7 protein-coding genes are annotated in these 14,746 nt (G+C 74.0%); 1 reads left to right on the top strand and 6 read right to left on the bottom strand.

The genetic code is table 11. The annotated features are described in order from the left end of the window. A partial coding sequence (locus ACFVVX_RS35865) for a serine/threonine-protein kinase (protein ID WP_387952077.1) occupies positions 1-1,623 on the bottom strand: 1,623 nt, incomplete at its 3' end. A 428-nt stretch (positions 1,624-2,051) separates the two neighbouring features. Here ACFVVX_RS35865 and ACFVVX_RS35860 point away from each other — a divergent pair. After that, a complete protein-coding gene (locus tag ACFVVX_RS35860) occupies positions 2,052-4,961 on the top strand; it encodes an FtsK/SpoIIIE domain-containing protein (RefSeq protein WP_387952075.1) in 2,910 nt (969 codons plus the stop codon). A 106-nt stretch (positions 4,962-5,067) separates the two neighbouring features. On the opposite strand, the gene ACFVVX_RS35855 is transcribed toward ACFVVX_RS35860, so the two are convergent. The 5 genes from ACFVVX_RS35855 to pruA form a co-directional block, all read right to left on the bottom strand. Continuing rightward, positions 5,068-5,892 (bottom strand): hypothetical protein, encoded by an 825-nt coding sequence (locus ACFVVX_RS35855; protein ID WP_387952074.1) that lies wholly within the window; start codon positions 5,890-5,892, stop codon positions 5,068-5,070. 88 nt (positions 5,893-5,980) lie between these two features. Further along, on the bottom strand, positions 5,981-7,015 hold the full coding sequence (locus tag ACFVVX_RS35850) for a CU044_5270 family protein (RefSeq protein WP_387952072.1): 1,035 nt from the start codon (positions 7,013-7,015) through the stop codon (positions 5,981-5,983). Next, complete coding sequence (locus ACFVVX_RS35845; RefSeq protein WP_387952070.1) at positions 7,012-7,641, bottom strand: RNA polymerase sigma factor; 630 nt, start codon at positions 7,639-7,641, stop codon at positions 7,012-7,014. The genes ACFVVX_RS35850 and ACFVVX_RS35845 overlap by 4 nt, the downstream gene beginning before the upstream one ends. 122 nt (positions 7,642-7,763) lie before the next feature. After that, complete coding sequence (locus ACFVVX_RS35840; protein ID WP_387952069.1) at positions 7,764-12,710, bottom strand: NAD-glutamate dehydrogenase; 4,947 nt, start codon at positions 12,708-12,710, stop codon at positions 7,764-7,766. A gap of 308 nt (positions 12,711-13,018) precedes the next feature. Continuing rightward, the gene (pruA, locus tag ACFVVX_RS35835; RefSeq protein WP_387952081.1) at positions 13,019-14,644 is read right to left on the bottom strand and encodes an L-glutamate gamma-semialdehyde dehydrogenase; all 1,626 of its coding nucleotides are present in this window, start codon (positions 14,642-14,644) and stop codon (positions 13,019-13,021) included. Positions 14,645-14,746: the final 102 nt, after the last annotated feature.

Genomic DNA, 14,746 nt, shown 5'->3' with positions numbered 1-14,746 from the left:
GCGTCCGCTGTGTCTACGAGCCAGGCGCTGGGCGGCGGGCGGCGCGGGCGGCGGCGGGTAGCCGCCCTGCGGGCCGGCCTGCGGCTGGGCCGGGCGGCCCTGCGGCGCGCCGTACGCCGGCGGCGGCGCCTGCTGCTGGTAGCCGCGCTGCGGGGGCTGGTTGTAGCCGCCGGGGGGCTGCGGGCGGCCGCCGCCGGGCGGGGCCTGGTACGGCGGCGGGGCCACCGGCGGCCGCTGGGCGTAGCCGGGCGGCGGGGGCTGCTGCTGGTAGCCGCGCTGCGGGGGCTGCTGCTGGTAGCCCTGCGGAGGCTGCTGCTGCGGGTATCCCTGCGGGCCCTGCGGACGACCCCGGCCGCCCGCCTGGTACGGCGGCGGGGCGACCGGCGGGGCCTCGAAGTCCTCGGGGGCGAAGTAGCCGATCTCGGTCTGCTGGTTGCGGTCGCGGGCGGCCCGCAGCTGGGTCTGCCACGGGTGCGGCGCCTCCGGCTCCGGCGGGCCGGGCGGGGTCGGCGGCATCACCTGGGTGCGGTCGGCCGCGCCGTACGGGGCCGGCGGGGGCTGGGTGCCCATCAGCCGAGTGGCGGCCGCCGGGTCGTACTGGGCCGGGTCGTACCCGGGGGCCTGGCCGCCGGTCGGCAGCACCTGGGTCCGGTCGTCGGTGCCCGGCGTGCCGGGCAGGCCCGCGGCCGCGCCCGGTACGGCGGCCGGCTGCGGGTCGGGCAGCAGCAGCGCTCCGACCGCGAGCGCCGCATCGACCGCCGCCGGGGCGGCGTGCACGCCGACACCCGCCGCGACCACCCGCAGCGCGTGCGCCAGCGAGACGGCGCTCGGCCGCTGCGCCGGGTCCTTGCGCAGGCAGCGCTCGATCACCGTCCAGAGCGGCTCCGGCAGGTTGGCCGGGCGCTGCGGCTCCTGGGCCAGGTGCGCCTGGAGGATCGCCAGCGGGCCGTCGCCCTGGAACGGCTGCCGGCCGGTGACCAGCTCGTACAGCATGATCCCGGCGCCGTAGACGTCCACGGCGGAGGTCTGCGGGCGGCCCTCGGCGGACTCGGGCGCGACGTACGCCGGGGTGCCGACGAACTCGTGGGTGCGGGTGATGCCCGGGGAGTCGGCGAGCCGGGCGATGCCGAAGTCGGTCAGCATCGGGTGCATCTGCTCGGTGCCGTCCACCAGGACGGAGGCGAGCAGGACGTTGGCCGGCTTGAGGTCCCGGTGGACGACGCCGTCGGCGTGGCTGGCCGCCAGCGCGTCCGCGACCTGGGCCATCAGCAGGGCGCCCGCGATCGGGCTGAACGGGCCGTTGCCGCGCAGGTAGCGGGCCAGGTCGGGGCCGTCGATCAGGTCCATCACCAGCGCCAGCAGCTCGCCCTCGACGACCAGGTCGCGGACCTTGACGATGTTGGGGTGGGTCAGCCGCAGCAGCAGCGAGCGCTCCCGCAGGAAGCGCATCACCACGTCCGGGTCGGCTGCCAGCTCCTCGCGCAGCACCTTGATCGCCACCGACTGCCCCGGCTCGCTGCCCGGCACCGCGACGTCCGCACGCACCCGGCCGCGCCAGACGGTGCCGGTGGCCCCCCGGCCGAGGGTCTCCTCAAGCAGATACTTGCTGCCGACTGGCCGCACCTGTCGCACTCCTCGCCGTGCCGCCCGCGCGGGGCGCTCCTCCGCAGGTGCGGTGAGCCTGCCGGGCCCGTGTTCCGGCCACTCTAACGGTGACCGTTCAGGTTTTTGAGGCGACCGGCGAGGGCATCCGGACGGGTCCGGGGAAGTCCCCTAGGGGTCTTCCCGGAGGTCGGGGCCGAGCCGTCGCCCGGCGGCGGTTGACCTGACCCTCCGTCGCCTCCACCATGACCATGATCGCAAGATCGTCAAATCCGGTACCGTGCGCGGACTGTCCGTGACGGATGGCAGGATGACAGTCGCCACTCTTGTGGCCCAAGCTCGTCGCGGCTGCCCGCGGCGGCGTCGGCAGCGGCACGAGGCAGCGGCACCAGCTCCCCGGCTCCGGCCGGGGTACCCCCACAGCACCAGCAGAAGGGACCGCGGGCGAGATGCAGATCCGGCTGACCGTCCTCCGACCGCGCAGTGGCCCGGCAGCCGCCGGCTCCGCCATCCCCTACGTGGACGTCCTGGTCACCGCGCCCGTCGGCACCGCGCTCGGCTCCGTCGCGGGCGCCCTCGCGGGCGCCGTGGGCGTGCGCGGCCCGCGGGCCGCCACCCATGTGCACCTGTACGCCGGGGCGCACCGGGTGGACGAGCACACCCTGCTCGGCCACCCCCCGCTGCTCGACGGCGCCGTGCTGAGCCTCAACGAGCCCGACCCGACGGCCGACGACCCGGACGACGGGCGGGCCGCCGCCGAGCTGCGCGTGGTCGGCGGCCCCGACGCGGGCGGCGTGCACCGGCTGCACGGCCGGGAGATCCGGGTCGGGCGCTCCGGCGAGGCCGACGTCCCGCTGGACGACCCCGACGTCTCCCGGCTGCACCTGGCACTGCACCTCACCGCCGACGGCCGGGTCGCCGTCCGCGACCTCGGCTCCACCAACGGCACCACCCTCGACGGCCGCTTCGTCCCGGCCGGGCCGCCCGAGGAGGCCGTCCCGCTCGACGGCGGGGGCCTGCTGCGGATCGGCGAGTCCACCCTGCGGATCGGCCCGCCGGACCTCGCGGGCGGCCCCGGGGCGCCCGTCCGCACGGCGCTGCCCGACGGCCACGGCCACCTCCAGCTCGCCCCGCCCGCCGCCGTCCGGCCCGCGCCGCCCGCGGTCGAGCCGCCCGCCACCCCCGAGCCGCCGGCCGGCCGCGGCCGCGGCCTGCTCTCGCTGCGCCTCGGTCGCGGCGCCACCGACTCCCCGGACGGCCAGGACAGCGCCGAGCGCCACCACGCCGCCGTCCGCACCCGGCAGGCCGCCGCCCAGCGCGAACGCTGGCCCGACCTCGCCACCCTGCTGCTGAACGCCCTCGGCCCCGGCCCCCGCCTCTGGGAGCGCGGCCCCGGCCACCCCGACGCGCTCACCCTGCGCCTGGGCACCGCCGACCGGCCCGGCGGCGCCGGCACCTCCCCCGGCACCGTGCTGCCCGCCGTCCCCGTCACCCTCGACCTGCAGACCGCCGGCAGCCTCGGCCTCAGCGGCCCGCGCGAGCGCCTCGACGCCCTGGCCCGCGCCGTCGTCGCCCAGCTCGCCGCCCTGCACCCGCCGACCGGCCTCAGCCTGGTCGTGGTCGACGCCGACCCGGCGCGCCCCGCCCAGGACCGCGCCGACACCTGGGCCTGGGCCCTGTGGCTGCCGCACCTGCGCCCCGCCGAGGGCCAGGACTGCCGGCTCCTGCTCGGCCTCGACGACGAGCAGGCCACCGCCCGCCTCACCGAGCTGACCGCCCGGCTCAGCGGCCCGACCGGCCTCGGCGGCCACCCCGCCACCGTGGTCGTGGTCGACGGCCGGCCGCGCAGCGAGGCCGCCCGGCAGGCGCTCGACCTGCTGCTGCGCCAGGGCCCCGCCGTCGGCATCTTCCCGATCTGCCTCGCCGAGCAGCCCGAGCTGCTGCCTCGCGGCCTCGGCGCCACCGCCCTGATCACCGGCGAGGTCGGCACCCAGCTCTCCATCGACCGGCCGGTCGCCCGCGGCCGCGAGACCCTCCACGAGGTGTCGCTGGACGCCGTCTCCGACGCCTGGGCCGAACGGCTGGCCCGCGTCCTCGCCCCCCTGCGCGAGGCCGTCCCCGCCGCGCGCGGCCCGCTGCCCGACGCCCTGCGCCTGCTCGACCTGCTGCAGCTCGACACCGTCACCCCCGCGAAGCTCTCGGCCCGCTGGGACGCCCACGCCGGCGGCATCGGCGCCGCCACCGCCCTGCTCGGCACCACCCGCGACGAGCTCTGCACGCTCGACCTCGCCGACCCCGAGCTCACCCTGCCCTCCCCCGACCCGGGCGGGCCGCACCTGCTCATCGGCGGCGCGCGCGGCTCCGGCAAGACCGAGCTGCTGCGCACCCTGGTCGCCTCGCTGGCCGTCTCCGAGCGGCCCGAGCGGCTGACCGTCACCATCGTCGAGGGCCGCGTCCCGGACGGCGACGGCGGCCTGGACGGCTGTACCGAGCTGCCGCACGTCACCGCTCTGGTGAACGCCGCGGCCGACCCCCGGCAGGCGCTGCTCACCGCCGAGTCGCTGGAGGACGAACTGGCGCTGCGCGAGCGGCTCTTCGACGGGCTGGACTTCGCCTCCTGGCACGCGGCGCGGATCCTCGACGAGGAGCGCGGCGCGGGCTCCGAGCGCGGCCTCGACACCGGGCGCCTCGACGCCGGGCGGGCCCTGGAGTCCGGACGCGGCCTGGACGCCGACCGGCCGGCCGTCCCGGTGCCCGCCGTCGTCGGGGCGGGCGGCCCGGCCCCCGTGGCCCGGATCATCCAGCCCCGCAGCGGCGACCGCCCCCGGCCCGCCGCCGCGCCCTCCCCCGCCGTGCCCGCCCGGCTGGTCGTCGTGGTGGACGACTACGACGCCCTGCTCGCCCCGAACTCCCCGGCCGGGCGGCCGCTCGCCCGCGCGCTGGCCGCGATCGCCCGCCGCGGCGGACCGCTCGGCGTCCACCTCGCCGTGGCCACCGGCCGCCCGGACGAGACCGCCGGCACCGAGGTCGACGAGGCCGCCCTGCTGCGGATCGCGCTGCGCACCGACGACCCGGCCGACTCCGACCTGCTGATCCACCTCGGCGACGCCGCCGCCCTCGCCGAGGACACCCCCGGCCGCGGGTACCTCCGGCTCCCCGACGGCGGTGTCACCGCCTTCCAGACGGCCCGGATCAGCGGCCGCATCCCCCGGACGGCGACGCTGCGGCCGACGGTCGTCGCGATAGACCCGCTCCAGCTCGGCGCCCCGCCGGCCCGCCGGCCCGTCCGCGAACTGGGCAACGGCCCGACGGACCTGGCCCTGCTGGCCAGCGCGCTGCAACGGGCCGCCGCACGCTGACCGGCGCCACGGCGAACGGACGAACGGCCCCGGACCGACACGTTGTCGGTCCGGGGCCGTTCGTCCGACCGCGGCCGGGTTCACCCGGGCGTCCGGCGCACCGGGCTCAGGAGCAGTCCATCCCGCGGTTGATCAGCGCGACGACGTCGACCGTCGAGCCCGCCATCGTGAACTCCAGGTTCCAGACCCGCTTGCCGGCGGTCGGCACCTGGTACCTGCCGTTCGCGCCGAGCTCCAGGCCCTTGTCCCGGTAGGCCCGCTGGAGGTCCGCCAGCGTCGACCCGACACCGATGCCCTCGGCCGTCCGGGCCTGCGGCGGGGCGACCAGCTCGCGCAGGCCGTGCACGCCGAAGGAGACCCGGCCCACGCCTGCCAGGGCCCTGGTCCGCGCGTCCCGCGCGGCGACGAGGTCGGTGGTGGCCTGGTTCGCCTCCTTGAGCACCTGGAGGTCGGCCAGGGTGCGCTGCGCACCGGCGATCAGCTCCTGCGGCGAGGCACCGGGGCGGACCGTCTCGGTCTTCGCCCGCTCGGAGATCGCGTCCATCCTGGCCTTGAGCTCCTTGAACCTGGCCTCGGCCGCCTGCTCGGCGGCCATCCGGGCCTGGTCCGGGGCCGGACCGCCCTTGTAGACGAAGTCCGCGCAGCCGTCCAGCAGCGACACCGGGGCGGGCTCCAGCGCACCGGAGGCCAGTGCCGCCTCCTTGGCCATCTCCGGCGTCAGCCCGTGGTAGCCGCCCGGCCCGAACACCTCCGGCCCGCCGCTCGCCGAAGCCGAACCCGAAACCGCGGGCGCACCCGAAGGCGCAGCCGCACCCGTGGCGGCATCCGCCGACTGTGCCCCCGCACCGCCCGCCCCGGGCCCGCAGGCCACCGCACCCGCCGCCACCAGCGCCACAGCCAGTGCGACACCGGCTCCACGCGTCTTCGCCATGTCGATCAACCCCCTCGTTCCGGGGGCAACCGTAGCGAAGGCGCGGGGCCCGGCCACGGCCGGGCCCCGCCCCCTTCCTGCTCGCCGGTCAGCCCTTCGAGGCCTCGCCGGCCTTGTCCACGACGGCGCGGCCCAGGACGGCCGTCTGGCCGACCACCGTGCCCGGCTTGCCGAACTCGCTGCCCTCCTTGGTCACCACCAGGCGCTCGCCCAGGAACTCGTAGCTCTTGGCATCGAAGATCCACTCGGTGCGGACACCGGACGGCTCCTCCTTCGCGACCGCGACGCCGTGCCGGCCGGAGGCGTCCACGACATCGTCGACGGTGGTGACGCCGGGGATCTTCGCCGCCGCCCGGTAGAGCGCCGCACTGACCGCGGGCGGCGCGATCTGCTCGCGCAGCAGGTCGCCGATGGTCACGAAGGCCTCCTGGTCGGGGGTCTGCCCCATGCCCTTCGTCTCGTCGTAGATCTTCTTGATCAGCGCCTCCGCGTCGGTGGGCAGACCGGCCAGGTACTGGTAGGTCGGAGAGTTCAGGCTCGGCTTGGTGGCCGGCCCCAGCCAGATCCCGCCGTCGGTGCGCGGCTCGGGCTCACCGGGCTGCTTGCCGCCCTTGGCCCCGGACGGCAGCCCCTTGCCCTCCTCGATCAGCACGCCCCACTCGGAGCCGTCCACCGCCAGCCAGATCTGCCGCCGGTGCGGCTTGTCCACGCTCGCCTCGCCGGTGGCCAGGTTGACCCCGCTGAACGCCACCAGGCTGTCCACGTAGACGAACTTGCCCTTGCCGGCCTGCGGCACCGGCTTGGCCGCGGCGACCTCGGCCACCCGGTCCAGCAACTGCACCGCACCGACCGGCGCCGCGTTCAGCGGTGCGGGGGCGGCGGCGCTCGGCGGCTGCGGCGCGGTGCCGCCGCCGCCACTGCTCAGCACCACCGCCAGCGCCAGCCCGCCCGCCATGGCGGGCAGCGCCACCCAGCCGAGCCTGCTCCGGCGGTTCCTGACCGGCTTCTCCGCGATCTCGCGCATCAGATGTCCCCTCAACAGCTGGTGGCGGTCGGCAGAGAGCTCCGGCCGCGCGGGCGCCGGCAGCAGCCGGTCCAGGTCCGCGCGCTCGTTCTCGTTCATCGGTTCGTCTCCCGTATCGACCGGACCGCTTCCGTGCGGCCACCCCGTACCTGTCCGCCGCCCCCACCGGGTTCCGGCCCTCTTCGCAGTTCCTCCGCCGCCAGCCCGCGCAGCCGCGTCCGGGCCCGGGACAGCCGTGAGCGCACCGTGCCGATCGGCACCCCGAGCGCCTCGGCCGCGCTCGCGTAGTCCAGGCCGGCCCAGACGCAGAGCGTGAACACCTCCCGCTCGGCCTTCCGCAGCCTCGTCAGCGCCCGCCGCGCCGCGGCGAGTTGCGCGCTGTCGTCCAGCCGCCCGACCAGCTCGTCCGCGAAGTCCGGCACCACCTCGCGGGCCGGCAGGCGGGCCATCGCCGCCCGGTGCCGGCGGCCCGCCCGCGTGGTGTTGCGCAGCACGTTGGCCGCGATCCCGAACAGCCAGGGGCGCAGGTCCTCCTCGCCCTCCCGCAGCTTCCCCCGCAGCCGCCAGGCCTCCAGGAAGGTCAGCTGGACGACGTCCTCCGCCACCGCCCAGTCCCCTGACACCCGTACGGCGTAGCGGTACAGATCCCCGGCCTCCTCATCGAACAGATCCCCGAACGCCCGCTGGTCCCCTGCCCGTACCCGGGCCCGTCTCGACAGCTCCACACCCCCACCTGTCCGCAGCCGCCCCCGGGTTCCCGATCGCCGCCGCCCCGGTCCGGGCGGCCGGGGAAACGACGGCGGGGCCGCGTCCGAAGACGCGGCCCCGCCCCTGCCCACTCGGCCGGTCAGCGCATCGAACCCGTGCGGAGCAGGGTGCGGATGACGCGCATCGCGACGGAGAGGCTGGACAGCTCGTAGTTGTCCGAACCCCTTATGTCGTCGAGGGTGCTCTTCGCCCGGTTCAGCAGGGTGGCGTTGAGCTCGGCCCAGGCGGTGTAGCGCTCCTCGGGCGTGGCCCCCTCGGGGCCGCAGACCAGGATGTCCGCGGTCAGCGCCGCGTGGGCCGCGAAGAGGTCCTCGCGGATGGCCGCGCGGGCCATCGAGGACCAGCGGTCGGTGCGGGGCAGCTCGATGATGCGGTCGAGCAGGTGGGTGATCTGCAGGCGGTCGGCGAGGTCGTAGTACAGGTCGGCGACGTCGGCGACGTCCTTGCCGCCCCGGTCCGCGACCTCGGTGATGTCCAGGGTCGGGAAGGTGGAGGACAGACCCGCGATCCGGGTGGCCAGGGCCTCGGGGACACCGGCCTCGGCCAGCTCCGCGTAGACCGCCTCGAACCACGCCAGGTCCTCGCCGCGCAGCGGCTTGGGCAGCGAGCCCCAGACCTGGTGGACCCGGTCGTGGAAGAACTCGATGGTGGCGGCGATGTCGAGCGGCTGGCGGCGGTTGTTGAGCATCCACCGGGTGGCGCGCTCGACCAGTCGGCGCGAGTGCAGCCGCATCTTGGTCTGGGCCCGGGCCGAGACCTGGTTGTCCAGGGCCGCGATCTCGGTCCAGATGTCCTCCAGGCCGAAGACGGCGCGGGCGGCGGTGTGCGTCCGGGCGATCTCCTCGTACGTGGCGCCGGTCTCCTCCTTCAGCCGGAAGGCGAAGGTGCAGCCACCGCGGTTGATCGTGTCGTTGACGATCAGCGTGGTGATGATCTCGCGGCGCAGCGCGTGGTTGTCGATCGCCTCGGCGAACCTGGCCCGCAGCGCGCTCGGGAAGTACTCGTGCAGCGCGGTGCGGAAGAACGGGTCGTCGGGCAGCTCGGTGGCGAGCAGCTCGTCGGCCAGGGTGATCTTGGTGTAGGCGAGCAGCACCGACAGCTCGGGCTGCGAGAGGCCGCGCCCGTTCTGCTGGCGCTCGCGGATCTGCCGCTCGGCGGGCAGGAACTCCAGCGCCCGGTCGAGCTGGCCGTCGCGCTCCAGGCGGTTGATCATCCGGGAGTGGACGTTGACCATGCTGACGGCCTGGGCGACCGCGTTGGCCAGCACCACGTTCTGCGCGTAGTTGTTGCGCAGCACCAGGTGGCCGACCTCGTCGGTCATCTCGGCGAGCAGGGCGTTGCGCTGCTTGACCGTCATGTCGCCGTCGGCGACGACCTGGTTGAGCAGGATCTTGATGTTGACCTCGTGGTCCGAGGTGTCCACACCGGCCGAGTTGTCGATGGCGTCGGTGTTGATCCAGCCCCCGGTGCCCTCGGGGCCGCCGGTGCCGGCGTACTCGATGCGGCCGAGCTGGGTGCAGCCGAGGTTGCCGCCCTCGCCGACGACGCGGGCGCGGACCTGGTTGCCGCTGACCCGGATCGCGTCGTTGGCCTTGTCGCCGACCTCGGCGTTGGTCTCGGTCGAGGCCTTGATGTAGGTGCCGATGCCGCCGTTCCAGAACAGGTCGACGGGCGCCTGCAGGATGGCCTTCATCAGCTCGGCCGGGGTGAGCCGGGACTCCGCGATGCCCAGCACGGCCCGGACCTGCGAGCTGAGCTGGATGGACTTGGCGCTGCGCGGGAAGACGCCGCCGCCCGCCGAGATCAGCGACTTGTCGTAGTCGTCCCAGGAGCTGCGCGGCACGTCGAACAGGCGGCGGCGCTCGGCGAAGGAGGTGGCCGCGTCCGGGTTCGGGTCGAGGAAGATGTGCCGGTGGTCGAAGGCGGCGACCAGGCGGATGTGCTCGCTGAGCAGCATGCCGTTGCCGAAGACGTCACCGGACATGTCGCCGATGCCGACGACGGTGAAGTCCTCGGTCTGGGTGTCGTGGCCCAGCTCGCGGAAGTTGCGCTTGACCGACTCCCAGGCGCCGCGGGCGGTGATGCCCATGCCCTTGTGGTCGTAGCCGGCCGAGCCGCCGGAGGCGAAGGCGTCGCCCAGCCAGAAGCCGTAGGACTCGGCGACACCGTTGGCGATGTCGGAGAAGGTCGCGGTGCCCTTGTCGGCGGCGACGACCAGGTAGGTGTCGTCCTCGTCGTGGCGGACCACGTCCGCCGGGTGGACGACCTCGCCGCCCTTGAGGTTGTCGGTGATGTCCAGCAGCGCCGAGATGAACGTCTTGTAGGACGAGATGCCCTCGGCCAGCCAGGCGTCACGGTCCACCGACGGGTCCGGCAGCTGCTTGGCGACGAAGCCGCCCTTGGCGCCGACCGGGACGATGACGGTGTTCTTCACCATCTGGGCCTTGACCAGGCCGAGGATCTCGGTGCGGAAGTCCTCGCGGCGGTCGGACCAGCGCAGACCGCCTCGGGCGACCTTGCCGAAGCGCAGGTGCACGCCCTCGACCTGCGGCGAGTACACCCAGATCTCGAACGCCGGGCGCGGGGCCGGCAGGTCCGGGATGGCCTTCGGGTCGAACTTCACCGACACGTAGGAGTGCCACTCGCCGTCGGCCGCGTGCTGGAAGTAGTTCGTCCGCAGGGTGGCCTTGATGAGGTGCAGGAAGGAGCGCAGGATGCGGTCCTCGTCCAGCGAGACGACCTCGTCCAGGGCGCCGGACAGCTCCTCGACGATGCCCTCGGTCAGCTCGGCGGCACCCAGCTGGTGGCTGGGGCTCAGCCGGGCCTCGAAGAGGTTCACCAGCAGGCGGGTGGTGTGGGTGTTGTTGCGGAGCGCGTCCTCCATGTAGTCCTGGGAGAACGTGGAGCCGGCCTGGCGCAGGTACTTGGCGTACGCGCGCAGCATCATCGCCTGGCGCCAGGTCAGCCCGGCGGTCAGCACCAGCTCGTTGAAGCCGTCGTTCTCGGCCTTGCCGGTCCAGGTGGCGGCGAAGGTCTCCTGGAAGCGCTCGCGCGCCTCGTCGGTCAGCTCGACGGCCTCGCGCAGCCGCAGGCCGAAGTCGTAGACCCAGGCGGTGGTCTGGTCCGAGCGGGTCAGCGCGTACGGGTGCTCGTCGAGCACCTCGACGCCCAGGCGCTGGAGGACCGGCAGGACCTCGGTGAGCGAGATCGGGCCGCCGACCCGGTAGATCTTGAAGCGGCGCTCGTCGTCGCCCGCGCCGACCGGCTGGTACAGGTTCAGGCGGAAGTCGCCCTCGCCGTGCAGCGCCTCGATCTGCTTGAGGTCGGCGACGGCGGCGCGCGCGGTGAAGTCGGCGCGGTAGCCGTCGGGGAAGGCGTTCGCGTACTTGCGGGACAGCTCGGCGGCCCGCTCCTCGCCCAGTTCCAGGTGCAGCTGGTCGTTGAAGCCGTCCATCCAGAACCGGGCGGCCTCGGCGAGCTTGCCCTCGATCCGCTCGACCTCGGCGTCCGTCAGGTGCGGCAGCTCGCTGCCGGGGGTGACCCGGACGACGAAGTGCAGTCGGGTCAGGACGGACTCCGTCGACCAGACCGTGTAGTCGATGGAGGCGCCGTTGAGCTCCTGCATCAGGATGTCCATCAGGCGCAGCCGGATGCGGGTGGTGTAGCGGTCGCGCGGCAGGTAGATCAGCACCGAGAAGTAGCGCCCGTACTCGTCCTGGCGCAGGAACAGCCGCAGCCGGCGGCGCTCCTGGAGGTAGAGCACGCTGGTGGCGATCTGGAGCAGCTCGGTGGCCGGGGTCTGGAAGATCTCGTCCCGGGGGAAGGTCTCCAGGATCTGCAGCAGGTCGCGTCCGTCGTGGCTCTCGGTGGAGAAGCCGGAGCTGGCGATGACGTCCTGGACCTTGCGGCGCACCACCGGGATGCGGCTGACCGACTCGGTGTAGGCGGCGGCGGAGAACAGGCCGAGGAAGCGGCGCTCGCCGACGACCTCGCCGTTGGCGTCGAACTTCTTCACGCCGACGTAGTCGAGGTAGGCCGGGCGGTGCACGGTGGAGCGGCTGTTCGCCTTGGTGAGGACGAGCAGCTTCTTCTCGTGGGCCTTGGCGCGCACCGGCGCGGAGAGCCGGCCGAAGGCCTCGCTCACCGGGTGGTGGTCGTCGTCGTGGCTGAGCGGGTCGGAGCGCAGGATGCCGAGGCCGGTGCCGGCCACCGCCTTCAGGACCTCCTCGCCCTCGTGCTCGACCAGGTCGTACTCGCGGTAGCCGAGGAAGGTGAACTTGTCGTCGGCGAGCCAGCGCATCAGCTCCCAGGCCTCGCCGACCTCCTGCTCGGGCAGGTGGGCCGGGGGCTGCTCGGCGAGCTCGTCGGCCAGGCGCAGGGCGGAGTCGCGCATCTTCGACCAGTCCTCGACGACCTCGCGGACGTCGCCCAGGACCCGGCGCAGGTCGGCCTCGATCGAGCGGAGGTCCTCGCGGTCGGTCTCGCGGTCGATCTCGACGTGCATCCACGACTCGACGACGGCGTCGGCGGGCCACTCGGCGCCGGCCGCCTGGCTGCGGGCGCAGGCGTCGATGTCCAGGATCTCCAGCAGCTTGCCGGTGATGTCACGGCGGACGACCAGCTGGGGGTGGATCACGACGTGGATCGCGCGGTCCTGGCGGGACAGCTCGTTGGTGACCGAGTCGACCAGGAAGGGCATGTCGTCGGTGACGACCTCGACCACGGTGTGGCCGCAGGACCAGCCGTTCTCCTCCACCGACGGGGTGTACACCCGGACCTCGGCGGTGCCCTGCGGGCGCTTGAGGCCGAGCCGGTAGTGGGAGGCGGCCGCGCCGTACACGTCGACCGCGTCGCGGTCGACCAGGTCCTCGGGCGCGGTGTGGAGGTAGTAGTGGTGCAGGTACGCGGTCAGAGCGCCGTTGCTCAGACCCTCCCCCGGCGCCGCTCCCCCCACCTGGCTGTTCTCAGCGGCTGCTGCTGCCTTCTTGAGCAGCTCGGCCTTGGCTGCGTCCAGCTTGGTCTGCATGACTTCTTGGCTCCTGTCGCGCGCCGTTGCGTGACTCGGTGGTGTGTGGGTGTACACCGCCGGGTCTACCGCAATCCTGCCCGACCGACCGGCTGAAAGGCTTCCATGGCACGCATGAAACACCTCTACAGCGGGTAGGACGAGACGTTCGGTCTGCGGAGCCACCCGACGACGCCAGCCAGCCTAACGGGATCAATCGAAGGTGTCAGGGGACAGGGAGGCGCAAACCCGCAGGAAGATCCGTCCGTCCTGGACACGATGTCCAATCCACCTCGCGGTTTGCGCCATCAGCCGAATCCCCTGGTGCTTCAGCCCATGTGGGGGTAAGTGTGACCGGTCGGAGGCACGAAGGTCTCCTTGATCGAGCGGGCCGAGGTCCACCGGAGCAGGTTCTGCGCGGCGCCCGCCTTGTCGTTGGTCCCGGAGGCCCGGCCGCCGCCGAAGGGCTGCTGGCCGACCACCGCGCCGGTCGGCTTGTCGTTGATGTAGAAGTTGCCCGCGGTGAAGCGCAGGGCCTCCAGCGCCCGGGCGATCGCGTAGCGGTCCTGGGCGATCACCGCTCCGGTCAGACCGTACGGCGCGCCGGAGTCGACCCGGCCGAGCACGTCGTCCCAGCGGCTGTCCTCGTAGACGTGCACGGCGAGGATCGGCCCGAAGTACTCGGTGCGGAACATCTCGTTGCGGTGGTCGGAGGAGACCAGCACGGTCGGGCGGACGAACCAGCCGATCGCGTCGTCGTACTGGCCGCCGGCCGCCAGCTCCACCGTCGGGTCGGCCTTGGCCCGCTCGATCGCGTCGCGGTTCTTCTCGAAGGCCCGCCGGTCGATCAGCGCGCCCATGAAGTTGGACAGGTCGGTGACATCGCCGACGGCCAGCGCGTCCACCTCGGCCAGGAAGTCGTCCTTGATCTTCTGCCAGAGGCTGCGCGGCAGGTAGGCGCGGGAGAGCGCCGAGCACTTCTGGCCCTGGTACTCGAAGGCGCCCCGGATCAGCGCGGTCCGCAGGATCTCCGGGTCGGCCGAGCGGTGGGCGAGCAGGAAGTCCTTGCCGCCGGTCTCGCCGACGATCCGCGGGTACGTCCGGTAGGAGCCGATGGCGGCGCCGATGCTCTGCCAGAGCGACTGGAAGGTCGCGGTGGAGCCGGTGAAGTGCAGGCCGGCCAGGGCCGGGTCGGCGAGCGCCACCGGGGAGACCTGCAGCCCGTCGCCGGTCACCATGTTGATCACCCCGGGCGGCAGTCCGGCGGCCTCCAGCAGCCGCATCAGGTAGTACGCGGCCAGCGTCTGGGTCGGGGCGGGCTTCCAGACCACGGTGTTGCCCATCAGGGCGGGGGCGGTCGGCAGGTTGCCGGCGATGGCGGTGAAGTTGAACGGGGTGACCGCGTAGACGAAGCCCTCCAGCGGGCGGTGGTCGGTGCGGTTCCACACCCCCGGCGAGGAGACCGGCTGGTCGGCCAGGATCTGCCGGGCGAAGTGCATGTTCCACCGCCAGAAGTCGATCAGCTCGCAGGCGGAGTCGATCTCGGCCTGCTGCGCGGTCTTCGACTGGCCCAGCATGGTGGCCGCGTTGAGCGTCTCCCGCCAGGGTCCGGCGAGCAGGTCGGCGGCCCGCAGGAAGACCGCCGCCCGGTCGTCGAAGGAGAGCGAGCGCCACTCCCGCCCGGCGGCGAGCGCCGCGTCCACCGCGAGCCGGGCGTCCTCCCGGGTGGCGTTGCCGAGCACGCCGAGCCGGGCCGCGTGGTGGTGCGGCTGGACGACGTCGATCCGCTCGCCGCCGCCGAAGCGCTGCTCGCCGGCGATGGTCATCGGCAGCGGGATCTGCTCGGCGGCGAGCTCGTCCAGCCTCCGCACCAGCCGGACCCGCTCGGGGCTGCCCGGCGCGTAGCCGTGCACCGGCTCGTTGCTCGGGTTCGGGACCTGGGTGACTGCGTCGATGGGCATGGCGGCTCCCCGCTCGTCGTACTGGCTGGTGTCAATCCAGACTGACGAGGGGCGGACCGGTTCCTCCGCTCTGACACGCCATCACCGGACGTGGTT

This window comes from Kitasatospora sp. NPDC058170 (genome assembly GCF_042883905.1).
In the GTDB taxonomy this organism is placed as follows: Bacteria; Actinomycetota; Actinomycetes; order Streptomycetales; family Streptomycetaceae; genus Kitasatospora.
Note: the sequence above shows the minus strand (reverse complement) of the source record. Positions and strands in the feature narration are given on the sequence as shown.